The organism is Leptospira semungkisensis (genome assembly GCF_004770055.1).
In the GTDB taxonomy this organism is placed as follows: domain Bacteria; phylum Spirochaetota; class Leptospiria; order Leptospirales; family Leptospiraceae; genus Leptospira_B; species Leptospira_B semungkisensis.
In genome coordinates this window covers 1,098,531-1,123,999 of the sequence record NZ_RQEP01000005.1, presented here as the reverse complement: position 1 = coordinate 1,123,999, position 25,469 = coordinate 1,098,531, and the positions used below count along the sequence as shown (strand labels likewise).

17 protein-coding genes are annotated in these 25,469 nt (G+C 42.2%); 7 read left to right on the top strand and 10 right to left on the bottom strand.

Annotated elements, in window-relative coordinates; all coding sequences use genetic code 11:
* Window positions 1-551: 551 nt before the first annotated feature.
* Window positions 552-2,024: a flavin-containing monooxygenase gene (locus EHO59_RS05340; protein WP_135585474.1), complete on the top strand. Its 1,473-nt coding sequence runs from the start codon at window positions 552-554 to the stop codon at window positions 2,022-2,024.
* On the opposite strand, the gene EHO59_RS05335 is transcribed toward EHO59_RS05340, so the two are convergent.
* The 9 genes from EHO59_RS05335 to EHO59_RS05295 form a co-directional block, all read right to left on the bottom strand.
* On the bottom strand, window positions 2,021-3,061 hold the full coding sequence (locus EHO59_RS05335) for a DsbA family protein (RefSeq protein ID WP_135585472.1): 1,041 nt from the start codon (window positions 3,059-3,061) through the stop codon (window positions 2,021-2,023). The genes EHO59_RS05340 and EHO59_RS05335 overlap by 4 nt on opposite strands.
* A 125-nt stretch (window positions 3,062-3,186) precedes the next feature.
* Window positions 3,187-4,281 carry a hypothetical protein gene (locus EHO59_RS05330; protein WP_135585470.1) on the bottom strand — a complete coding sequence of 365 codons (1,095 nt, stop codon included), beginning with the start codon at window positions 4,279-4,281 and terminating at the stop codon, window positions 3,187-3,189.
* Between the two features lie 172 nt (window positions 4,282-4,453).
* The gene (locus tag EHO59_RS05325; protein WP_135585468.1) at window positions 4,454-5,239 is read right to left on the bottom strand and encodes a GNAT family N-acetyltransferase; all 786 of its coding nucleotides are present in this window, start codon (window positions 5,237-5,239) and stop codon (window positions 4,454-4,456) included.
* A 112-nt stretch (window positions 5,240-5,351) separates the two neighbouring features.
* Window positions 5,352-5,708, bottom strand: a complete 357-nt coding sequence (locus EHO59_RS05320; protein ID WP_135585466.1) for a PilZ domain-containing protein — start codon at window positions 5,706-5,708, stop codon at window positions 5,352-5,354.
* Between the two features lie 114 nt (window positions 5,709-5,822).
* Entirely contained in the window at window positions 5,823-6,647 is an 825-nt protein-coding gene (locus EHO59_RS05315; RefSeq protein ID WP_135585464.1) for a histone deacetylase, read from the bottom strand.
* Between the two features lie 78 nt (window positions 6,648-6,725).
* The gene (locus EHO59_RS05310) at window positions 6,726-7,622 is read right to left on the bottom strand and encodes an alpha/beta fold hydrolase (protein ID WP_135585462.1); all 897 of its coding nucleotides are present in this window, start codon (window positions 7,620-7,622) and stop codon (window positions 6,726-6,728) included.
* A gap of 73 nt (window positions 7,623-7,695) precedes the next feature.
* The gene (locus EHO59_RS05305) at window positions 7,696-8,652 is read right to left on the bottom strand and encodes an aldo/keto reductase (RefSeq protein WP_135585460.1); all 957 of its coding nucleotides are present in this window, start codon (window positions 8,650-8,652) and stop codon (window positions 7,696-7,698) included.
* A 94-nt stretch (window positions 8,653-8,746) separates the two neighbouring features.
* Window positions 8,747-11,491, bottom strand: coding sequence for a DNA polymerase I (polA, locus tag EHO59_RS05300; RefSeq protein ID WP_135585458.1), 2,745 nt, complete (start codon window positions 11,489-11,491; stop codon window positions 8,747-8,749).
* Window positions 11,488-12,609, bottom strand: a complete 1,122-nt coding sequence (locus tag EHO59_RS05295; RefSeq protein ID WP_135585456.1) for a glycosyltransferase — start codon at window positions 12,607-12,609, stop codon at window positions 11,488-11,490. Before EHO59_RS05295 ends, polA begins: the two co-directional genes overlap by 4 nt.
* Before the next feature lie 126 nt (window positions 12,610-12,735).
* Here EHO59_RS05295 and EHO59_RS05290 point away from each other — a divergent pair, with 126 nt between their 5' ends.
* The 4 genes from EHO59_RS05290 (at window position 12,736) to EHO59_RS05275 (ending at window position 16,597) form a co-directional block, all read left to right on the top strand.
* Window positions 12,736-13,506 (top strand): class II glutamine amidotransferase, encoded by a 771-nt coding sequence (locus EHO59_RS05290; protein ID WP_135585453.1) that lies wholly within the window; start codon window positions 12,736-12,738, stop codon window positions 13,504-13,506.
* Between the two features lie 76 nt (window positions 13,507-13,582).
* Window positions 13,583-13,990: a DUF5329 family protein gene (locus tag EHO59_RS05285; RefSeq protein WP_135585450.1), complete on the top strand. Its 408-nt coding sequence runs from the start codon at window positions 13,583-13,585 to the stop codon at window positions 13,988-13,990.
* 208 nt (window positions 13,991-14,198) lie between these two features.
* A complete protein-coding gene (locus EHO59_RS05280) occupies window positions 14,199-15,272 on the top strand; it encodes a hypothetical protein (protein ID WP_135585448.1) in 1,074 nt (357 codons plus the stop codon).
* Window positions 15,273-15,358: 86 nt separating this feature from the next.
* Window positions 15,359-16,597, top strand: coding sequence for a glycosyltransferase family 4 protein (locus EHO59_RS05275; RefSeq protein WP_135585446.1), 1,239 nt, complete (start codon window positions 15,359-15,361; stop codon window positions 16,595-16,597).
* Window positions 16,598-16,753: 156 nt separating this feature from the next.
* Here the strand turns inward: EHO59_RS05275 and EHO59_RS05270 are convergent, their stop codons facing one another.
* Complete coding sequence (locus tag EHO59_RS05270; protein ID WP_135585443.1) at window positions 16,754-17,296, bottom strand: SRPBCC family protein; 543 nt, start codon at window positions 17,294-17,296, stop codon at window positions 16,754-16,756.
* Between the two features lie 336 nt (window positions 17,297-17,632).
* Here EHO59_RS05270 and EHO59_RS05265 point away from each other — a divergent pair, with 336 nt between their 5' ends.
* Window positions 17,633-24,796: an RHS repeat-associated core domain-containing protein gene (locus EHO59_RS05265; protein WP_135585441.1), complete on the top strand. Its 7,164-nt coding sequence runs from the start codon at window positions 17,633-17,635 to the stop codon at window positions 24,794-24,796.
* Window positions 24,793-25,455: a hypothetical protein gene (locus EHO59_RS05260; protein WP_135585439.1), complete on the top strand. Its 663-nt coding sequence runs from the start codon at window positions 24,793-24,795 to the stop codon at window positions 25,453-25,455. Before EHO59_RS05265 ends, EHO59_RS05260 begins: the two co-directional genes overlap by 4 nt.
* The last annotated feature ends 14 nt before the right edge of the window (window positions 25,456-25,469 follow it).

The window sequence follows — 25,469 nt, the reverse complement described above, 5'->3', positions numbered from 1 at the left end:
TTGATCTTACGATCACCGACTCCCTTTTAGGGGTCGGTTCCCCACCCTTCTTTGGGTGGGGGCCGGTGTGGTGGTACCCAGCGAAGCCAGCCGAGCCTCACGCGTATCACAAATGGTTTCTTCCCGCAATAAAAAAAAATCGAAGAACTCCTGATGTGGGAACTGTTATATATTTCATATAGGAACCTTTCTAACGAATATCAGATTTCCTTAATCAACATTCTATATTGAACGGACTTCTTCTCTAAATTCCTCTCACATTTCTATAAGCTTGGATTCAGTTCCGAATCCGTCTTACTGACGGGATGATAAATATCAAGATCCAATTTAAAACTCAACTAAAGTCCCTTAAAGGACGTTCGCTGCTTGATTGTACTCAGTTTCAAGTATTTCGAACAAGATTAAGTTAGATGAGTGATTATAAAATCCGCTTGCTAGAAAAATTTTCATTCGCACGATGCACCTAATTTCGAGAGAACTATAGCGACTTTATGTGAACAAAAGTTCACCATATTTTCAAAAAGATATAAAGTCGCTCGATAAGGAAGAGTATGCTGGATAACGGAAAGAAAGATCCCTCAATTTCCATTGCAATCGTAGGAACTGGCTTTGGCGGTCTCGCTGCGGCTATTCAATTGAAGAAGAATGGGTTTCACAATATTAAGATTTTTGAAAAATCAAATTCTGTAGGAGGAACTTGGAGAGAGAATACCTACCCTGGCGCAGCCTGCGATGTGCCTTCTCATCTTTATTCTTTTTCTTTTGAGCCGAATCCGAATTGGCCTAGAAAATATTCCGCTCAACCGGAGATCCTCGCCTACTTACAACATTGTGCAAAGAAGTATGATATCATTCCTCATATCCAATTTCAAACGGAGATAGAATCCGCAAACTGGGATGAGAATTCAGGAGTTTGGAAGATACGCACAACCAAGAACGAATCCTTTGAATATAATATCTTTATATCTGCAGTAGGACAATTGAATCGCCCTGCTCTGCCAGAGCTAAAAGGATTAGAGACTTTCTCCGGAAAAATATTCCATTCGGCAAATTGGGATCCCTCTTATAATTTTGCGGGCAAGAACGTGGCAGCTGTGGGTACCGGTGCAAGTGCGATCCAGTTCATTCCTCAAATTGTAAACCAAGGAGCGAACGTCACGATCTTTCAACGCACAGCTCCTTGGGTGGTTCCTAAGCCGGATCGTGAATATTTTGGGTTCGAAAAATTCCTATTTAAGTATCTTCCTGGATACAGACTTCTTCATAGATTCCAAATCTATATATGGAATGAAATTAGGATGATTGCTTTCCAGAAGAACAATCATGCTAACAAGATCGTAAAATGGATGAGTCTTTCTCACATGAGAAAGTTCATCAAAGATCCGAAACTCAGAGAGATCTTAACTCCTGACTATCCCGTGGGTTGTAAGAGAATTCTTCTCTCCAACGATTATTACGAAGCATTAGCAAAACCGAATGTTTCTGTTACTTCCGAATCGATCTCCGAGATACAGAAAGATGGTATCCTAACCAAGGATGGTCAATTTAGAAAATTCGATGCTTTGGTTTTCGGGACTGGCTTTAAGGCCACCGAGTTCCTTTCTCCTATGAAGATAAAAGGAGTTCAGAATTTAGATTTGAACGATGCATGGAAGTCCGGAGCAGAAGCATATCTAGGAGTTGCTGTTTCCGGTTTTCCGAATTTCTATATCTTGTATGGACCGAATACAAATCTCGCTCACAATTCCATCGTATTCATGATAGAATCTCAGGTCCGTTATATCATCTCCGCCTTGCAAGAAATGAGAAAGAAAGGCATCCGTTCTCTGACTCCCAAGAAACAGACCATGAAGAATTATAACGAATCATTGGGATCTAAATTCGACAAATTCGTTTGGGATACCGGTTGCACTAGTTGGTACATCAACGAATCCGGAAAGAATACGAATAATTGGCCAGGACATACTTACGAGTACAGCTTTCGAACTCGCAAGATTGATCTGAATGGATATGATATCGCTTAATCGTTCAGAGAGTCAAAATAACTCTCAAATACCTCTGCAGGTTGGGCTCCTTCCATCATTCTTCCATTGATGATGAAGGTAGGAGTCCCTTTGATCCCTAACCGAGCCGCCTCGGTGATATCCTCTTCGATCTCTTTTTGGATCGATTCGTCTTTGAGGCAGGCCTTATAAGCATTCATATCCAGCTTTAAGTCCTTTGCCTTTTGTTCCAACCAAGCGGGAGTCAATATTTCCTGAGGCCTAACATCCGCAAATAGCATATCGAAATAGGTCCAGTATTTCTCCTGGTTCTGACGATACACGCAATTCGCAGCAATATGAGCTCCCATTGCCCTAGAATGAAAGCTTAAGGGAAAATCCTTGAAGACCCATTTGATCTTATCCCCGTATTTCTTTCTGATCTCTCGATTGATCGCTTGAGACTTGAGACAAAAGGGGCATTCGAAGTCGGAAAATTCTACGATTGTGATCTTAGCATTTTTTCCTCCTCGAGTAGGTTCTCCCAGTATATCAGCTTCTTTCAGAATGTTAGGACGCTTAGCGACGTATTTGTATTTCTTCTTGAGACGATTGATCTCATCTCTCATTACGTTTTCTTGATTTACCGTAACAAGATAATCCAACAATTGCGGTCTTGTCTTTTCGAAAGTGTCTGAGATCTGCCCGTCATTCTTCAATTGCTGGTACAGATCTTTTAGCTCGTTTTCAGAAGGGATCTTTGCAGAGCTGTGGATCTGATTGGAATATTCCTGTAAGGTAAGTTGCTTTTCTTTAGCCTCTAGGATCAGCATCTTGCGCACACCCAGAGTTTCGAGTAACTGGAAAATGCGATCGTTAGTGTCCTGAACAAAATCCGAGTATTCCTGACTCATCTCCTTCTCCACATCTAGAATGGTGAAGGTCTTACCGTTTACTTGAACGAAAATATTAGATACTGGATCTTCTTGCTTTTTAGGAGAATTCTCCGCGATGTTTTGTCCGAAGGATGCAAATAATAATAAGGAAGTCGCTAAAATCACTCTTTTAGGAAGTTTCATTCTTATGCCTATAAAGTTCTAATCAGACCCTTTCCATTCATAGCGGAACTCAAAAAAATACGATACGCGTTCTTTTTTTATCAATCCTAGATCAGTAAAAAACTTTCTTAGAGATCAATTGTGAATTACTTGAAAAACATTGGGAAAAAAGAGGTCTTTTCCGGATATATTTGAGACGCTAATAAAAAGATGAAGATACTAACAGCAATTCCCATCGAGGCAAGTAATACATCCTTTCCGACCTTTCGGAATGTTTCCAAATAAGGCGCATCTCTATACGTGAGAAAGTTCAGCACAATTTCTCTTCCTGCCAGCATTCCTAAGAAGACCCAGGTAGTTGACATAGGCATATTACTGATCATCTGAAAGAATATTAGAATACTCGCATATACAATATCGACGATGGTTGCCGCTTTGGACCATTGGATATCCGATTTCTCGGTTACGATCTTTTGTATGGTACCGCCGTTGGTATACAAAATGACACCGAGTGCAATGATCAAAATGAGAATCGCTGCAGCTAATTCAAAGATATGCAATTGTCTCGGAAGATAGATTACGATATTTGCTGCGTCCTGCGCAAGCCAGGCACCCCAAAGAAATAAAGTGGAAAGCCATTGTAGAATGGCCCATTTCCTTTCCGTTCTTGGGTCAGGGATATGATCATCGTAGTATTCTTTGGGATCTACTTTAACTAATATTCCCCAAACCACCAAAGCGGTAATGAAAGCGATCATGTATCCTAGAAAGGACTTGGTCAGCATTTTCTCTATATTCTGCCCGCCAAATAATCCTAGGATCAAAAAGGTAGTAGAGATAGGAGATCTCATACGAGTGATCACTACCAGGATCAAGGGAGCAATCAATTGCAGAAAATTGAACTCTGAGACCTCTGCAAAATGATCCAATCTATGAAAATGTAATTCTCTATTTCCACTAAACCAAGCGTAGATCAGGACTGCGGCGAGTAAGCCTCCCAGAGCGGCCAACTTTGGAAACCAATGCACCGCCTTCTTACTCTCAATGAATGTTCCCACAGTTTGGACTGCATCATTCCCAGCTACAGAGAATGCGGAAATGCAAAATGCAAACCAACCAAGAGCATAGGAAGAGATTCCCAAATAATAGCCCAGGGCCATAAGTAGGAAGGCAGCTAGAACGATTAAGTAAAAACGGATTTGGTCTTTGAAACTAGGATGTTGAAAGTCGATCTGGTTCATGAGCCGACCCAAACTTCGGAAAATCCAAGTTTGAGATGGAGTTTAGTCTAGTTAAAAAGGGAAACTCCAAACGGTCAAGGTCTATCGTCCTTGGACCGTCGGAAATAAAAAGGTGCGAGTACATAAAATGGACCTCTGCAGAGGCCCATTTTACCGTTAGAAAACGACTATCTTAGTTGGACTCGAGATAGTGTTTGCTGTATCTTGCTTCGATGTCTTTGATATCGAATAAGATAAAGAAGTCAGTGGTTTTGAAAACCGTATCCAAAGCTGGAGTTCCGCAGATCAAGGATCCTGCACGGATATATCCTTTGATCAAAGCTGGAATTCTTTTGGAAACTTCCTTAATATCTGCAGGAGCATAGCTCGGATCGAAATCCGGCATCTCATATCCAGGAAGAGGCTTCACATTGAAAGCTTCTCCAGCTAAAGCACTTTTACTTTTCAAGAAAGCATAAGCGTCGTTAGCGGACTGCGCATCGGTACTGTGAACGGATCCACAACCGAATAGATATCCAATATTGTTCTTTTTCATGTATTGAGCGAGTCCTGCCCAAAGAAGAGAAATTACCGAACCATCTCTGTATTCAGGGTGAACACAGCTACGTCCGATTTCAGCCGGCTCTCTTTCTAGCTCGTAGATCTTAGTGATATCGAACTCGTTATCGGAGTAGAACCCGATATTCGCCTTAGCAACGCTTCGGCGGAGAATTCGATAGGTTCCGACGATCATATCATTCCGGTTCTTATCCACAACGATAAGATGGTCGCAAAATAAATCGTACTCGTCTCTGTCCTTGCGAGTAGCAGCCGATTGAGGCAAGCCTTCTCCCAACTCAAGATTAAATACGTCGTAACGAAGAGCTAAAGTTCTTTCGATCTCGAGTTGATTCTCTGCGATCCTCACTTCAAGCTTACGTTCTAGTTTTTGCTTTTTTTGGACTATTCCTGATCCCATTGTCGTCCTTCTTTTCCTTGTTAGGATAATTCTATTAATCCTACCGAATCGTTACATTCGGATTACGCGGGAAAGAAATTCCGGTGACTGGCCTTAGGGGAAAAAGAGGTTTTTATCCTGCCATTCTGCGGAGAGAGGCAAGTTTTTGAACATAATTCAGAAGGGATTCCTTTCCTTTTATGTCCATTTGCAGAAATTGCAGACCGAAAAAGCCTTCTGCTTCTCGGGAGGCGCTTAGGTGCTTGATCTTACCTTTTGCCTTGAAGGGCTTATATCCGGGAAGGGAGACCACCATTTCAACGGAGGAATGAATATCGTACCCGTCGAATTTATGAGGAACTCGGACGGCCATTCCCCCTTCGCTCACGTCTTGGGCGAGAAGGATCTCGAGAAAGCCATTTCCCATCAATTGCAATTGAACGGGTTGTTTTGGAAAGGGAATTACGCGAATTTGCTTTCTCTTATCCATCCAAGCTTCCTCCGGATTCTGGAAATTGGCCAAACATACCTGATGAGTTAATGAGACGGGAGAAGAAAACAAGTTTCTTACTAAAAATAATTTTCGTAACGGATGTTCAAAATACTACGAATGGTCTAGTCCTAATTCTTGCTCAGCACCTTCTGCAAGACTCAGTTTGTACGTAGTTATTAGCTTGGAAACCTTCTTCTGAAACTTGCGATTAAACACAAAGAAGTTCAATGTTTTTTCTAAGAAGAAGATCATCTCGATCGGCTTCCATTCTATGACTCCTCTTTTTGCATCCAATACCTTTCCGTTTTGGATAAGAGTGGAGATAGCTCGAATGGAATGTTTCGGAAAAGTGTTTTTGAGAGAGAGATAAAGTGCTTTGGATTCAGGTTCTAAAAATTGGAATTTACGAGAGAAGAGTACTGCGTCATGAAAATATTCCGGTCGGATCACTGCTCCGTTCAGTCGCAAAGAAATAATTAAGAAGCCGATCAGATCCGACATCTCCGGAAAGATCCCTAAACCGGGAACGTCCTGGCCAGGATACAAACGGGAAGAATCTCTGGTTGCCTGTTTCGGATGACGTGTCTGCAACCAATTGACTACAAGATACTTCTCCTTAAAGAAGTAATCGTTCAATCGTATTCTATATTCTTGGATGCTCAATCTCACGTGAACTAAGATCTCGTTCTGCCAAGTAAGAGTGAGTCTTTGGTAAGTGTCATCGCTTCCGGAAAGATCTAGTTGGAGAGAATCATATCCTCTCTTTTTCAATTCGGAAAGAACGCCTGTGATCTCGAAAAGTTCTAGGACATTTTCTTTAGTAAGTGAATGGAATAAGACTCCCGATTGAGCAACATGAGAGTCCACTGCGGCACACAAAAAGTCGTCGTACACAAAATCGAAGAAACGAGGATTATTGTACGCTACCCGACCCATGATTATTTCGCTTTCTTACAGTTTGTCAGGTTTCCCCCTTTTTTCAAGGAATTATTAAAGAGTAAGAGCCCAAGAAAACTAAACGCTCGTTCGAAAGTTGAGATAGGCTTTGAGCACCTGATCGGGAGCTTCTGTTTGAGGATAATGTCCAATGTTCTGAAATTCATAAACTCTAGCTTCTGGACGAAGCTCTTTCAATCTTTCTACTACGTGTTTTCCACTCACTGGATCGATTAGCCCGTCACCGAACGCAAACGGAACGGGAGAATCCAAGATGGAACCTACCCATCTCTCTCTGAAACTTTTACGCTCTCTCATGTAGCGGATGAGTTTATGATAGATTGCTTTTCCTCCTCCGTTACTTACACATTCCCAGAATCCATCCAATTCTTCTTTGTTTGGCTTAGTGGTCGGCCCAAAGATCTCGGAAAAACTTTTTTGAAAGGAGGTCTTATTTACTAGACGGGAGAATAAGAATCCTAAAGGACCGTTCAATAATTTCTGCACAGCCCTAGGTCTATGAGTCTCAGGAAAGATCCCACCATTCAAGAAGAACACGCTTTTGATATCTGGACCTCCTATTCTTTGTCCGGATAATTTTTCTCTAAATCTCGCAAGCAATTCTTGTGCGACTGTATCTCCCAAATCATGCGCAAAAAGATGAAGAGATTTGATCCCTTGTTCTTGTAGGAAGAACTCCGCTTGGTCCGCATATTCGAAGATAGAATAATGCCCTTCTTTAGGCTTTTCCGAGAATCCGAAGCCAAGATAATCGAATGTGAGAAGTTTATATTTTTGAGATAATTGTTCCCACACATCCTTCCAATCCCAAGAAGAAGTGGGAAATCCATGTAGAAGTAGAATGGCTTCTCCTTCTCCTGAGATCTTGTAGAATAATTTCTTTTTCTTCCATTCGAAGAAGGAGCCGGATGCCTTCCAAGCTAAGGGATGAGTTCTCCAAAGGGGTTCCGACATACAGCCTCCTAAAAGCGGGTCGTATTCTACTCCCCCTAAAAAGAATGAAAAGCGGAAATCCTAAAAAAAGAGCTCAGTCCAAAGCGTCTAGTAAGTTCGAGAGAAAAACTTTTCTCTCCTTAGAATCCGGAAATCTACCTAAACCTGCCTGCAAATTATCCTTTAGGTGAGAGACCTTGGAAGTCGCCGGAATAACTGCGGTTACCGCGGGATGAGAAAGTAAATATTTTAAGAAGGCTTGGGCAAACGAATTGCAATCCCATTCTTTAAAATATTCGGGCAAGGTCTTTCCTTTTGCCTTATGGAATAAGCCTCCTTCTTCGAAAGGACGATTGATAAGAACGGCGATCCCATTTTCCAAAGCGAACGGCAAGATCCTTTGTTCTGCTTCGCGAGTAATTATGGAATAAGGTATCTGAAGGAAATCAGGTTTTTCTTTGATAGAGATCTTTTCCATTTCGGAGAATGCTGAGGAAGTAAAATGAGTCAGGCCTATATAACGAATTCTTGATTTATCTTTCAGATCTCTCAGTGTCTTGAGATGGGTTTGGGTATCGAGTAAATTATGAATCTGGAATAGATCTATCTGATCCGCTTTCATTTTTCGAAAAGATGCTTCTATCTGTGCCTTTCCTGCGGATTCTCCTCTAGTCCAAACCTTGGTCGCTAAAAAAAATTTCTTCTTATCGTTCGCAGAGACATCCTTGGAAAGTATTCCGAAGATCTCTTCGGAACGACCATACATGGGAGAAGAGTCCACCACACCTCCGCCTGCATTCAAGAACTCTGCCAAAACCTCTTTCAGAGGAGCAAGAGAAGAAGGATCCGGATCCACATCCAATGTCTGCCAAGTACCCAGGCCGATTGCAGGAATTTCTTCTCCTGTTTTTGGGATCCTTCTCTTTAACATCTTTGCAACTCCCGTTGTTTGTGTGAAGAGAGGACGATAGAATGAGTCGATCATAGCCGCTCCCGCGAAGGAAGCAGCAAATCGATTTAGGAAATCTTTTCTTGTATATTTGGATCCCATCGTCCCACCAAGCAGCCGAATTCTAATGCATGGTAGAAAGTCGACTCAACCAAAAAACGCGGGTCTATTGAATAAGAGGAAGAAAGGATCTTCTTTAATGTGCCTCGTCCCAGTTTTGTCCGAATTTACCTTCTACCTTGATCGGAATACTTAAAGGAAGTGCGTTCTCCATCATTGCCTTACTTACTTTATAGAACTCGTCCTTTTCGGATTTATGAACTTCAAATACTAATTCGTCATGCACTTGCAAAAGTAGTTTGGTCTTCCATTTTCTTTTTACGATCTCATCTTGGATCTGCATCATTGCGATCTTGATCATGTCTGCGCAAGTTCCTTGGATAGGAGTGTTAATAGCCACTCGCTTGGCTCCTTCCTTGGCTTGTCTATGAGTAGAATTGATATCTGGGACGGGTCTTCTTCTTCCCTTCATAGTCTCTACATAGCCTTTTTCTTCGCAGAAGGCGATCGTATCGTCCATGTATTTCTGAACTCCAGGATACTGGGTAAGATATCTATCTATGAAATTCTTGGCCTCTTCTCTGGAGATGCGAAGATTTCGGCTCAATCCGTATGGAGTCACTCCATATATTACGGAAAAGTTAACTACCTTTGCCTTATCCCTCATTTCCGGAGTGACCTGATCTTCGGAAACACCGTAGATCGCAGCAGCAGTCCTCTTATGAATGTCCTTTCCTTTCTTATAAGCATCCATCATCGCAGGGTCACCTGAAATATGCGCCATAATGCGAAGTTCTATCTGAGAATAGTCCAAGCTCAGGATCTCGAAATCCTTATGGCCGGAGATGAATCCTTTTCGGATCAATCTTCCTTCCTTCTCCCGGATCGGAATGTTTTGTAAGTTCGGATCGGTCGAAGACAATCTTCCGGTTGCGGCGATCGTCATATTATAGCTAGTATGGATCCTTCCATCCTTAGCAGAGACCATTGTAGGAAGAGTTTCCACGTAGGTGGAGATGAGCTTGGTGTATTTTCTATAATCTAGAAGTTTTTCGATGATAGGATGCTCTCCCAATAATTCTTCTAAAACTTCGTGATCGGTGGAATAACCTGTCTGGGTCTTTTTCACTACTCTCAATTGCAATTCTTCGAATAATATCTTTTGCAGTTCTTTGGTAGAAGCGATATTAAATTCTCTTCCTGCTGCCTTATAGATCCCTCGTTCCAGATCCTTGACCTCTCTCTGGAAGTCCTTAGAGAGTTCCGCAAAATACTTAGCGTCCACTGCGATCCCGGCCTTCTCCATTTCGGCCAAGACACGGATCAAAGGTAGATCGATCTCCTTAAAGAGAGATTCCAATCCCGACTGTTTCAAGGACTTGCGAAGAACATTATATAATCGAAGTGTAATGTCTGCATCTTCGGCGGCGTATTCACTCACCTTATCCAGATCCACTTCCCAAAGATTCTTCTTATTCTTTCCTGTACCAACCAGATCAGTGTACAAAATCGTTTTATAATTCAGAAGATCTTCGGCCATATCGTCCATATTGAAGCGTCTACTTTCGGGTTGAAGAATATATGCAACAATCATGGTATCGAAGACTATATTCGCGACTTCGAATCCGTGATTCTCTAGAACGATCAAATCATACTTAATATTCTGTCCGACTTTCGGGATAGAAGGCTCCGCAAGGACAGGTCCTAAGATCTCTCGCACTTGGTCCAAAGGAAGCAGTTGGTCGCTAAATAATCCTTGGGAATGAGTGACCGGAATATAAAAGCCAGTACCTTCTTGGTTGCAAAGAGAGATCCCGAGTAATTCTGCTTCGAAAGGATATTGGGAAGTAGTTTCCGTATCCACTGCCAAGATAGGAGACTTTTTCCAGGCTCGAGCGAGTTTGGTTAATTCTTCTATGCTCTCTACTCGCTTATAAATTCCTTTCTTAGCTTCCGGACGAGAGGCATCTGCGGTTTCCGGTTCGTCCTTAGGAGGTTCCTTTCCTACTGATTTAGCTAAGTCCCTAGAAAGAACATTGTATCCTTGGTTCTTTAAATAGCGGATTCCATCGTCGGAGGCATAGTCGGGGATCTTCAGATCGTCTTCGGAAATTCCTAGATCCAAATCCCGTACGATGGTAGCCAATTGTCTGGATAAGAATGCGCTTTCTTTGTGCTCTATTAGCTTGGCCTTTAATCCTGGATTCTTGATCTTATCTATATTCTTATAAATGCCTTCTAGGTTCTTGTATTCCTGGATAAGCTTACTTGCTCCCTTCTCTCCGATCCCTTTCACTCCTGGAATATTATCCGAAGTGTCGCCTACGATCCCCATATAATCCGGGATCTGCTTCACATCCACTCCGATCTCTTCTTTGACCCAAGCGGAATCTATCTCCACGAATTCAGTGACTCCCTTTTTTCCACGGAGCATTTTTACATTCTTTTTTTCTAATACTTGATATAAGTCCTTATCTCCGGAAAAGATCAGTACTTCCTTTGCTTTGGATTTGTAAGTCTCCGCGAGAGTTCCTATAATATCGTCCGCTTCTTGTTTTTCTATCTTAAGTATCTTGAAGCCCAATACTTTCAAAGTATCCATGATCTCATGCAGTTGGGGTCTCAAGTCCTCCGGCATAGGTTTGCGATTCGCCTTGTAATTCGCGAATAGCTCTCCTCTATGCAAAGGTCCTCCCGGATCGAAGGTCATAGCGACATGTGTGGGGGAATAATCCTCGAATAATTTGAATAGCATTCGAAAGAATCCGAATACTGCTCCACTAGGCTGACCTGTTTTAGAATTCTTCAGATTGGAAGCGGCAAATGCATAATAGGCTCGAAACGCAAACGCGTGTCCGTCCACAATCAATAGTTTCTTCATGCCGCTTCTCCTGGTTTTCCTTTCGAATAGATCTCTTCGCCTAAAAGGCTATAATAAGCAAGTTCCGTTTTCTTGATTGTATTCTTTACGGAGAATCTCTTTACCGCTTCCTTATTAAAGGATCCCATGGATTTTCTTAGTTTAGGATCTTCTAATAGAGTTTTATACGCTTGCGCGAGTGAACTTGCATCCCCTACTTCCTTCACGAGAGCGCCTTCTCCTTCGCTGAGCATTTCGGCTATCCCTCCTCCGTTCGTAGCGACTATCGGAAGTCCGGAAGCCATCGCGTCCAATACGGAAGTTCCGAGTCCTTCTTCTTTCGAGGTAAGGGTAAAAATATCGAATACGGATAATAACTCCGGAATATCATTCCTAAATCCTGTAAAGATAACCTTGTCTAGAATATTCTTTGCGGAAGCAAGACTCTCCAGTTCTTTTCTAAGTTCCCCTTCGCCAACAACCAGTACTTTGAATTTCTTATCGGTCTCTATTAGAGAAATTGCATTTAGCAATGTCTTCTGGTCTTTGTGATCAACTAAAGCTGCTATATTCCCGATGACGAGCTCATCCTTATCTAAATGGAATTCCTTTCTTAAATAAGCAGGATTGCCTGCTTTCTTAGAGCTGCTTAGATCGATACCGCTATAAACCGTCACTACCTTGGCAGGATCGATCCCATCCATCACAAGTATCTCTCTAATACGATTGGAAACACTTAGGAATAAATCCACTCGATCGGAGATGTATTTTCTTTTACTAAACCAATTCTTTCGGATCCGAAAATCCACTCTGCGAGAGACCACTAGCTTTACATTCGGAAGTTTTGCCTTGGCCATCCATGCAATCGAATGAGCCTTAGCTGTATGAGCGTGAATGAGTTTGATTCCCTTCGAGATTACTAACTCTCTCAATGCCTTTACGGAGGCAAGATCCCATTCTCCCTTCAATGGGAGAGTAACGGTAGGAAGTCCTACTTCCGTCGCTCTGGTCTGTAAGGCCGAACCTGGTTTGCATAGGATCAGTTGAGGGATCTTGTGTTTTTTTAAACCTTCTGCCAGAAGAAAGAGCTGTCTCTCTCCTCCTCTCCAGCCGGTTTCCGTATCTATATGAAGAATCACCCGATCAAATTGGGCTTTCCGCTTGAATTCTGCAAGGAGTAACGTTTATTCCTTTTTAGAAAAAATCCTGGACAAATCGAATTCGCTTTAATGACAATATATTCATTATAGCAGAGGATTCCCAATATGTGCGAGCTCTTAGGAATGAGCGCAAATGTTCCCACAGATATATGCTTCAGCTTTACTGGCCTAGTCCAAAGAGGCGGAAAGACAGGGCCACATAAGGATGGATGGGGGATCGTATTCTATGAAGGAAAGGGCTGTCGTGTTTTTCATGATCCCAAACCGAGCGTAGATTCCCATCTGGCAGAACTTGTTCGAACCTATCCGATCAAAAGCAATATCATCATCTCTCATATCCGGAAAGCAAACCGAGGTAAGGTGGATCTGATGAACACTCACCCCTTCGTCCGGGAACTTTGGGGTCAATATTGGACATTTGCACATAACGGTCAGTTGAAAGGGATCAAGAAGGAGACTCTGAAAGATTTCTTTCCTGTGGGAACTACCGATAGCGAGCACGGATTTTGTTGGTTTCTTTCTCAATTGAAAAAGAAATTCAAGGAAAGACCTAAGAATGAAACCTTGCTCGCTCAGGAAATTCGCAAGCTCTTAAGCAAGTTGGGAAGCATGGGAGTTTCTAATCTTTTGGTCTCGGATTCCAAATATCTGTACGCGTATTGCTCCACTAAACTGGTTTATATCACGAGACATTCTCCTTTCGGAGAAGCTCAGCTCATCGATGCGGATCTAAGCATAGATTTTAGAAAACATACCGGCCCAAAGGATGTGGTTACCGTTTTAGCAACAGCCCCTTTGACCCAAAATGAGGTTTGGACCTCTTTGCAACCGGGTGAGTTTCAGGTTTGGAAGGAAGGAAAACTGATCAAAATATAATCGAACTATGGAGCCTTTTTGGGTTCTAATGGTCCTTGTATCCAAAGAGATTTATTTTCTATTTAAGAAGGCCTTCATGAAAAAGATTATTTCATTATTCAATATCGCGCTACTCTCACTCAGCCTAGTTCTTCTCTCTTCAGTATCCTCACTATCTGCCATAGAGCCTGAGACAGAGATCCGATCCTTGATAGCGAGTTTGGATTCCTGCAAGGGATGTGTGTTTATCCGGAACGGTTCCGAACATAAACTGGACGAGGCAAAGGCACATCTACTTCGCAAATACGATTCTGCTAAGAGTCAGATCAAGACCACCGAAGATTTTATCAAAGGAATAGCAAGTAGATCCTCGATCACAGGCACAGCGTATAAGATCAAAATGGCGGATGGAAAAGAGATCGAATCTGAGAAATGGCTCTTTGGAAAATTAAATGAGCTTCGCAATCCAAAGCCAGATCAATCAGCACTTAAGAAAAAGAAGTAAACAGTCCTTTGCTTAGGATATTTCACCGTTTCACAAAAAAATATTTCCAAAATGATTTCGTTTTAGGCTTTCCATTCTGAACGGGTTCGATTAATTTTTTGATCAGAGTATTAGAGTCGATCAAAGGCAGCATCCTAAGTATGGATCCTTCTTTCTTTTTCGTCCTATATACTAAGCAAGATCTCTTTCAAACGGAAAGATCCTATCTATGAGACATCATTCAGTTTTAGTTCTTATTCTACTTTCATTTCTATTAGGTTGCCCAAAGCCTCCTGAAAATTCCAGCAGTATCGAAAACGCTCTCTTTGCCTTGGATCATGTGCAAGTTCCTGCTACATATACAGTAGTGGATGTGAGCAAGCAGTCCAAGTTAGATGCAGTTGAAACTACTGCTACTACGAATCTCTCCTGCACAAAACTAGGTGCGTTCTATTGGGAGATAGGAGACGGAACAGGTGCCTTCGGTTATTCTTCTGTTAACGGAACAGTCAATCAGACGACTAGTCTTTTGATAGCCTCCGCTTCTAAATGGATTTGGGGAGCTTATGTTCTGGAGAAGGTAGGAACTCCAGGTACGAACGAACAATTTTATCTTCGCATGCAATCGGGTTATGATAATGTGCAAGACAACAAATGCAATGTGACCACTGTCAATAGCTGCTTCACCAACGGCCCGGGAAGAGATGGTACGAATAATAATAATTTCCAACATACGGGCGATGAGAATAAGTTTTATTATAACGGTGGACATTTTCAGGCGTATGCTGCCTTAAATCCGAGCGCTCTCACTCCGGCTCTCACTACGTATGACCGAACCCAGCTCACAAGCGAGATCGCTAACGTAGTACTTGGCGGCGCAAATCCTGACTTCTTCTATGCAACTCCTCAACTGGCGGGAGGAGTGCAAACTACTCCTCAAGTATACGCGCTATTCTTACAGAGAATATTAAATTCCAATCTAACGATCAGTTCCTACCTGGGAGCGGATACAGTTCCCACACTTCCCGCACTGCATCCTTCCCAAGCATTGTATTCTCCGTTTACTACCGGGATCAATAAGGAAGATGTACATTATTCCTACGCACATTGGTTGGAAGATTCTCCTCAAAGCGATAGCTCTTATAGCAGTCCCGGAAAGTTCGGATTCTATCCTTGGATCGATTCCAGCGGAACCACATACGGGATCCTGGCCAGATACTCCACTTCTGCATTGGCGTACGCAGAATCGGTCTATTGCGGAAGACTTTTGCGTACTGCATACAATACCGGAGTTGCTCAATAAACCGTACGATGGTCTAAGCGTCTGTAACAAAAAAGTAATCTTCCCTTCACGGATTAGATACAAGTATCATACAGAATCATAGGTCGATGTATCCATCGATCATTCCAAAATCAGCTCCTACCGCGGGTCCGTTCCGCATTTTAGTAGTTACCGAGACCTTTCCTCCGGAAATCAATGGAGTCGCAAAGACATTGCATAGAATGTTGGGCGATCTATTACAAAGAGGCCACGAGATCCTTTTAGTGCGCCCCAAGCAAGGCCCGACTGATTATGCAACAGCCAACGGAAATTATAGAGAAGTTTTAGTCCGAGGCGCAAAGATCCCACTCTATGAAGATCTTCGTTTCGGCTTTCCGGAGAAGTATCTTCTCCGTAGATTGATCCAATTAGAAAAACCTGATATAGTTCATGTAGTCACCGAAGGACCTCTTGGCTGGTCTGCAGTGAGAGCAGCAAGACATGTTGGGATCCCTGTAGTCAGCGACTTCAGAACGAATTTCCATGCGTATGCGAAATATTATAAGTTCGGATTCATGGGAAAGATCGTGCACAATTATCTAAGAGGATTGCATAATAGAACCCAAACTACCTTGGTCCCAACCTCTCAGATCGCAGTACAACTCCAAACTTCCGGTTACTCGAATGTGCAAGTTGTTTCCCGAGGCATAGACTCCGATCTATTCCATCCAGCGAGAAGAAAAGAAAGCTTAAGAGAAGAATGGGGATTGAAAGCCTCCGACACCGCCATCCTTTATGTAGGAAGACTTGCTCCTGAGAAAAACTTAGATTTACTCGTAAGATCTTTTCGCAAGATCCAGACAAAGACTAACAACGCAAAACTAGTGTTAGTCGGTGATGGTCCTTCGAAAGAAAAATTATTATCCGAGAATCCAGATTTCATTTTCAGAGGAATGAGAAAAGGCCAAGATCTCGCGGAGCATTATGCTACCGGAGATGTGTTCTTGTTCCCAAGTCTGACCGAAACCTTTGGGAACGTAGTAGTAGAGGCAATGGCTTCTGGACTTCCAATCGTTGCATACGATTATGCTGCCGCCAACCAACACTTAAAGCACGGCAAGTCAGCGCTACTCTGCGGCTTCGATAAAGAAGAAGAATTTATAGAACAGTCTTGCTTGCTTGCAGAGAATCAAAAGCTCGCGAAAAAGCTAGGTGCTCAGGCAAGAAAGACCGCAGCAGAATGCACTTGGGACGATGTCACAGATTCCTTGGAGTCCATCTATGCAGGTGTGGCTTATCCTAAGAAAAAGACTTCCAAATCACGGTCGCGTAAAGCGATGAAATTGAAAGTCTCGATCGCGAGGTAGGTAGCGTCGGGCGATAAGGCGCCCAGTTGTCTTCGGTTTTTGCTTTTAGGAGTCGGAGGTTTGTGATATGAGGTTCCCTTCGGCAGCCCACGAACCGCTCCCCCCACCCTGCCCCGGGCGGGGGCCGTTTTAAATTCTGACCCGTACTAATGCGTTCTATTTCTCTAATTCTGCCTTCAAGCCTGCTAAAGTTGCATCGAAGTCTTTGATGATCTTTGCCTTATTATCGAAGCAAACATTCACAATGAAACCGACGATATTGATCGGAAAAGGCATCTCATCATGCATTCCAAGAGTTACCTTGGTTTGATTCGTGCCCACGGAATCTGTAGTCAGATAGCTAGAAAAAGCCGCCTCGAACGGGACCTTGAAACGGATCTCTGTTTCCAGTCTTTCGCCTTCGACAATTTTCTTGATTTCTTGTTCTCCTACTCCCAGCTCTTCGTTCTTACTTTCCCAGCGAGAAGTAAAACCAACTGTTCCATCAGTTCCCACAAATTCCTTTTTCATATTAGGATCTTTCTTGGACCAAGCGCTCCATTTATCATGATTTCTTAATAGTTTCAATTCATCGAAGACAATGTTCTTCGGTTTATTGATCGTAATATCTCTTTGTAGGCTGAACTCCTTCGGAGCAAAGATTCCGATCAGTCCTAGCACGAGCACGATCCCGAGTAATATCCGTAAAAAAATTTTCATTTGTTCTCTCCTAGCTATATCCCATTTATTAGATGTAAGTTGTGATTCTCTTTTCCAGCAAGCAGGTTCATTTGTTACTCGAGTAATTTCTTTTGCTCTAGTTTAAATATGAAACTTAAATTACTCTGCCAATTCGCCAAAAAACGTATAACGCTCGCTAAAATAGCGTATTAGATTTGAATTTCCAACCATAATTCATTTTTTTCGCGTAATTCTATCTTTTGACATAACAGTGACGAAAATTTGTAGGTCCTAGGTGTGGTCTCAAAAACCATGACATGGAGTGCTTTTTAACCGAAGAACTCCAATGCGTAAAAAGATATGGAGAAACCGCCTATGCTAAATCTATATAGAACCCGAATATTATCTTTTTCTGTTATTATTCTTTCTTCCTTTCTTCTCCTTGCTTGGAATCCTCTCAAACCGATCTTAAATTATTTCGCTGCCGCCTTTACGGGAGGTGAGACGAGCATTCCTCTTCCGCTTCCGAATGTTCAAATCGGAGTAAGTGGTAAGCCTTCCTTTTCACTTTCTATCCAAGCTCCGCCGGGCGCTGGAGATATGGTTCCCTCCATTACGATCGATTATTCCAACGGCAATCAATCGATTGTGGGAAAAGGCTGGGGTTTGGGTGGTTTTCCGAGAATTCTGAAGAATCCAAATCTAGGAGTGCATTTCGGTTCCTCCGATGGTTTTAGTTCAAGCCTCTTAGGTGAACTCATCTCTACCGGAAGTAGCGGAGTGTATCGAACTAAGATCGAGTCTTTTTACAAGGCAACATTTGATGGAACTGCTTGGACTCTACGGGATCCTTCCGGTGTAACGTACGAATACGGAAGGAACTCTGCAAGTGGTTCTAACTCTATTGTGCAAGGCGAGAGCGGCCCGGTGACTCTTTATTTGGATAGAGTCCGTGATCGATTTGGGAATGGTTATGATATTACTTACGCTTCGGACACTCTGAATTCGGATGAGCCTCTGCCGCAAGAGATCAAGTATGCGAGAGGTAATGCGAGGATAGAGTTTATTTATTCCGATCGCCCAAGCGGTTGGAAGGAACAGGCATTTTACTTAACAAATTCCGGTATTCGCAAGAAACTATTAAGCCAAATCCAAGCATATGCAAACGATGCAAATGGCTCCGAGCAGTTAGTAGATACTTATAATCTCGATTTTGATTCTTCAAGCGAACTCGGGCCTTTATTATCTTCTTTCGAAAGAGAGAATTATAAACCGATTGTTTTCAATTATACGGAGAGAACAAACCAAGCTAATATTCTAAGCTCTAGCAGTAAGAATTTCGATCTTTCTTATAAGGCAAAAGATTCGGCCAATCAAGCCAATTGCACAGCTACTCAAAATGCTTGTCTATGTTCTGCTAATTATGCCTGCCTCGTTGCTTCCTGGTTTACGGCTGGGGGACTTTGTGCCTCCGGTATAGCCGCATACCAGGACATTTGCACAAATGGTGTGACTACCTCCTTCGTAACTCCAGCGGACACAAATGGAGATGGAGTGCCGGAGATCGTACGAGTGAACGGAACGATGACGAATCAAAAATTCTCTGTGACCCCTTTATCAAATTGGGAAGCCGCAAGCGGAAACTCTTTAAGTGCATCGAATACTTTGGTGGGAAGCCATATTGGGATCACCCTTAACGGTAGAATTCTTCCTGGTGATTACAATGCAGACGGTAAGAGCGACTTTCTAGTCTTAACGGACAACGGAGATCCTTTAAAAGTATATTATGGTCCTGATTTTAGCTCTACTACCTATTCTTCCGTTACTGCACTTGGTTTAACTTCAAGTGCAAGCAATACTACGATTAAGCAATTTGTAGCCGATATGAATGGAGACGGGAAGACAGATTATATCCAAGCTGATTCCAGTAACAATCTTGTGGTCTATACGTCGACTGGTTCCGGTTTTCAAAAGCTGCAGACGTTAAGCATTCCTACATTTGGAACCGAGTTCCAGCAGTTAGTAGATTTTGATGGGAATGGCGTACCCGATTTTGTTCGGATTAATAGTGGAACTTCTTCCAAGGATCTTTTAGTTACTTTCTTAGATTTTCAGAATGGAGCCTTGCAAATTTTGGAAACCTCTAAGGTTTCTAGAACTGATTTTGGGAAAACCGGTGATCAATTTATCACTGATATAAACGGAGATGGTTATCCTGACTTCGCTTTCTTCGCTATGTCTGGAACTCAAGGTACTGTTTCTTATTATCCTTTTAACGGTAGGAACTTCATTACTAGTGGAGCCAGTCCTCTTCAGACAATCAATGTAAATAAGGCCTATGCAAGACAGGTCGCAGGTTCCACTTCAAACGTTACGTATGTGAATGTGGATCTTTCTGGGGACAGTGTAAAAGACCAAGTTTCCTACGATAGTTCCAATGTTTCGAATCCGTTTTTCAACGTTCAAATCTATAGCAATTCTCAGAGTAAATATTTAACAGCAATTCAAGTTCCTTGGAACCAAAATGTTTCTTCGGATTTAAATGGCGATGGAATAGCGGACACGATCCGGGCCGATTCTAACACGACACAGCAAACTGACGCGAGTGGGAATACTACAACGCAAACAGTGACTGAATTTCAAGTTACTATTACAAACGGTTCTTATTTCGAAGTTCCTATCGATCTCAATTCTTATATTACTGCAAGCACCGGATCTAGTGATGCTTCTTCTATGGGTTATTCGAATTGGCGGAATCCGAAGGATTTCGTGGATTTGAACCAAGACGGCAAACCCGATTTCGTTCGGTATGATGCGGCTTCTTCTACATTATATGTATCTTATGCTAAGTTAGATTCGAATGGTTATATTACGTATTCTGCGAGTGGGGATGATTCCTGGTCTACTGGCGGTTATTTAATGGCCTTAGATGCAAATGGAGATGGAAAGCCTGAGATATTAGGCATGAACGCGAATCAAGTAAATTTGATCACCACAATACAGAGTAGTGCTCCAACGGTCCGAACCAATGTGGTGAGAACATTTCCGTACGAATCTAATGTACAACTTCATTATATTCGTTTTAACCAAGATCTTCCGAGTGGATTATTGACTACGATCCAGAATGGGGCAACTTCATCATCAGGGGATCTAACTCTTGGAATTGAATATCAATTGGCAAAGAATCATAGCGGGGCAATCCAACCGAGTTTGTATGATTCGTCTAAGCCACAGTTTATTCCTTTTACTGGAGCAGACTATTTAGCTACGAGACTAACTCAAAAGGTAGGAGATACTTTATTAAGCGCTAAGAATTGTTTATTTTCGTATTCGAGATTCTATTTGAACGGATTTAGAAATTCTTCTTATATAGGTTTCCAAACGGTAACTCAAACCGATGAGATCTCCAATGAGGTGGTTGTTTCTTCTTATAATCCGAGTTTTATCGAGATGGCGGGTGTTGCGACTTCTCAAACGAAATATAAGAATGGGATCAAGATTTCAGAAACTACGAATACCTTTGCTAAATCCACTTCCATTTTGGGCGGAATCTTGGTATTGCCTGGAGATAGCTCCGAGACCCAATACCAAGGCGGACAAGTTTTAACTACAACTCAAGTTTCTAAGGCGTACGACTCTTATGGGCATGTGAGCACAAAGAATACTTCTATCAATGGCTCAGTGCTTACGGAAACTACAAGCTATTTGAATGATTGGAATAGCGGTGTTCTTGATAAACCTGCTGATATTCAGGTTTCAAAAGATGGAGAGTTAGTATCGCACAAACAGATCAATTATTCTAATTTCCAAGTCTCGGAAGTAAAGGGAATGGTCTCAAACGGAGTTTGGAAGAGTCAGTTTATCCAAGCTTATGATACATACGGAAATCCTAGCGTCACAAAAGACTCGAACGGCAATGTAAATACCATCGAGTATGATACAGTAGTGCACAAGTATCCAGTCAAGGTTACAAATTCTCTAGGACATGTTCTTCAGAAATCATATGATCTTACGAATGGAATGGAACTCTCCACAACAGATCCGAACGGAGGAGTTTCCAAAACAGAGTATGATAAATTCAATCGTGCAGTTTTCAGCTATATGCCTGGTGAAACGGATTGGTCGGAAAAGATTGAGTATGAAAATACAGGAGATATAGAGAACCAACTCGTTCGTAAGACATTCCGTAGAAGCGATGGAGAATCTTGGCAGGAAGAATCTTCGAATGTCCTAACTGGTCTTTCTAAAAAGAGAAGTAGTTTAATAAACGGTTATGTTTTGGTTGAAGAGACGAATACGAATCGAGAAGGACAGAAGATCAAAGAGATAGATCCTTATATCGAAGGATCGAATCCTATTTCTTGGACTACATTTAGTTACGATGCCGAAGGTGCTCTCACCGGATCCAGCAGCAATAATGGAAGATCCGTTGTGATCCAAAAAGACGGTTTAAACACAACGACTCAGGACCTTCTCAATGGAAATATAATTAAGCAAACTGTTGAGAACAAGAATTCGATAGGACAGGTTGTTTCTTTAACACAGCAAGGTAAGACGATCGGTTATAAATATTCTGCAAATGGGAAGACTTCACAAATCATTGATCCGGAGAACGGAACAACTTATATCCAGACCAATCTTTCAGGCAATCAAACCCAAGTAATCCATCCAGATTCGGGAACGACTACCTTCAGCTATGATCCAGTTACTGGAAATCTAAGCGGGCAAACTTTTGCGAACGGTGCTTCTTCTCAATATTCGTATGATGCTTTGGGAAGAGTAGTGCAAGAGAAAGCGACCGATCCACAAGGAATTACTGAGATCCATTCATTCGAATATGATAGCACGAGTGCTGCAAATGCAATTGGAAGGCTTTCCAAGGCAACTGATCCTTTGGGAAGCACTGAATTCGGATACGATATTCGAGGAAATCAAACTATCCTAAAGAAAACTCTTACAGATGAATCGCTAACATTCCTCGTTCAAAAAAGCTACAACCTACAAAATCAAGTAGAGCAAGTGACTTATCCGGATGGAAGTATCGCGAAAAACATATATTCTGAAGCGGGATATCTTTCTGGAGTGACTTTGACTCCGGCGGATGGAAGTGGCTCCGATTTCCCGATCGTGCAATACGCAGGACCTACATTCGAAGATAATCTTTTGAAGATCCAAAGAATTTTAGGCAATGGAGTGAAGACGGATATAACTTTCGATCCGTTGCAACAAAGATTAGTAGGATTGAAGACTGGAATCGACTCAAGTGTTTACCAGGACAATCAATACTCATATGATGCTTCTGGGAACTATCAAGCTATTGCGGATAAAAAGAACCCAGTTCGAAATCAGAATTTCATGTATGATACGATTGATCGATTGTCTTCTGCTGCGGGTGTCTATGGTTCGGAAACTTATCAATACTCCGACTCGGGTAAACTACTGCAGAAAGGAAATATCACATATACATACGGAGATCCTTCTCATAAGAATGCAGTTACTCAAGTAAACAATAATGGAACAATCTATACTTATGCTTATGACGCTTCCGGAAATGTAGTGAATCGTAACGGAAATGCCTTCTCGTATAATCCATTCCAAAAGTTAAAGAGCATGCAAACTGACGGAGGAGATACAGTAACCTTTGACTATGATTTTACAGGAACAAGAATCCGTAAGACAAAGACAAGCGATGGACTGAAAACAATCTCACTCGGTGGATTGTATGAAGTCGTTCTTGCTCCTAGCAAGTCTCCACAACATACATTATACTTTAGAGGAAATTCAGGAGACCTTGTCGGACAATGGACAAGGACTGATGCGACTCTTGTAAGCGATGCATCGAGCATTCATTCAGGATCCTCAACAGCAAACGTAGCTTGGAATACGTTCGTGTGGCAATCCAAGGATATAGGCATTCGAGGAATGAAGCTTTTATTCTTATCACCAAAGGTAAACTTCGCATTTCTTTATGTTTCTCTATTCTTAGGACTTGGATTTGTTCTGCTCAGTTGGGGAGATGGAATTTGGAAAGCGACGCTAAAGTTTACAACACCAATCTTACTATTATCCTTTGCAAATTGTTCCGTGTTATTGCCGGGAGGAAATGGAACATCACCATGGACGCTCTTGCCAGTGATCAACTCAGGAACACCAGGAGTAAGTGATCCAGGGTCCGGAGCCGGGATACCAATCTCAGGATTCATCTTTCTACACCCAGATCATTTAGGCTCCATCGTAATGGCAACGGATGGAAATGGAAACAGAGTCACCGGTGGAGAACAAGCAGGAGCATCCTTCGTATCATATAAGCCATACGGAGAAATTAATAGAACAGACTCAGCTGGACCAGATGTATTTAGATACAAATACACAGGACAAGAAGAAGATAAAGAAACAGGACTCTATTATTATAAAGCAAGATACTATGACCCCATCCTAGGACGCTTTCTACAAGCTGATGATCAAATCAACGGATCAAGTCCTATGGGAAATGATGTATACATGTATACGGAAGGGAATCCGATCAAGTATACAGATCCGACTGGACATAGCGTATTCAGTAGTTGGTTGTCTAAGAACGGATTAGGATTCTTAAACTTTAATATAGTAATCAGTGCTGCATTGCAGAGAGCCTTTTACGTAAGCAGCGCAAGGTGGAATGCTATAGGGGCAATTGCTGCGATATTGAATCCGGTCGGATTGATTGCAAATGCGATTGGCGGAGGTGTTTTTGCTGGAGCTACTGCAACAATAGGAGCTGCGACAATGTTAGGCTTGGCGGCAGCGGGAGGAATTATAGGAGCCGCGTCGGCCGTACTCGGAGCTAACGCAGTAATGATTGCTGGGGCCATTGGAGCTGGGGTTATCGGAACCAGTGCCGTAGTAGGGGCTAGCAGTTTAGGTCAGTTGTCTGCTGTGGCCGGTGCGCTTGGGATAGGAGCTGCTGGACTCGCATCCGCTTTAGCCTTTACAGCTGGAGCGACCGCTCTTGTCGCTGGGCTATTTGCCTTGGCTGTTGCATCCTTCTTGGTGATTACTGCATTGGCTACGGCGCTTGCTACGGCGTTTGTTGCAATTAGTTTGATACCTGTTATCGCAGTGGCAACCGCTTTGGGAATTGCAGGCGCGGCAGCAGTGGTGGGGGTAATGGCAATAGGCTCAATACTTTCACTTTGGACTTTGCAAGCTTATATAGGTGGTGGATATTCTAAATCAAGTATTAACAATATTCATTGGGATGAAGAAAGTGCCAGAAAAGGAGCATGTTATGCCGCTGCGGGACAACTTGGAGGCATGTTGGCAGGCGCAGGTCTTTACGGCTATCCAATTTTGGTTGCTCAGATGCAGTGGCTTCCGATGGCTTTGAATATTTACGGTGTTGCTTCAACTATAAAAAGTATAATATCAAAAGATTGGAAATCAGTTGGGGCAGATACTCTTGGATATGCAATAAAATTCTACTATGACAAAGACATCCCTTTCGGGTTAATTTTAAAGTATGGGGAAGGGACGAACAGAACATGTGGAAGTATCAGATGAGTAAGTATTGGTTTCCGATCTACGTAATTATTCTTTTTGCAACTGGAGATTGTGTTCCCATCGGCGGAATTGCAGGTCCAAGAAGAAGCTTCTCTATACCCAATCAGAAAAATACATTCTTAATTCTACACATTAAAGATTATGAGATTCCGATTTTGGAAAATAGAACTCAAATAGAAAAGAATAAGAGATCATTCAATCTCTACGTTGAATCATATGATTACGAAGCCGACAGCTGGATCAAAGGAATTTCGTATCCGGTTAATCCTTCACACGAATACTTTCGTAGTAAAAATGACGGACTATATAAAAATGTAGTCTGGCAATTTTTTTCGAATAGTCGGCGGGAAGAATTTCAATTCGGCTGCGAATATAGGATTCCACTACCTTCGGGAGTAAATAAATTTACTATTATGTTCTTCGACTTTGAGAAGAGCAAGAGGGGATTTGCTATTAAAAAAATCGATCTGTCCGAAAATCAATCTATTCGAGTGGAGGTTTCACCGGAAGAATTCCAATCGCAGGAAAACCTTCGAATAATCAAGGATACGCAGAACTGGCCGTCTTCGTATCGATATTTGAGTGAACAGATAATTGATCTTACTTTTCACGTTGAAAAGACGCCACCAAGCGACTCCGATCTTCCATGCAATTTATAATGCACGCTAGATAT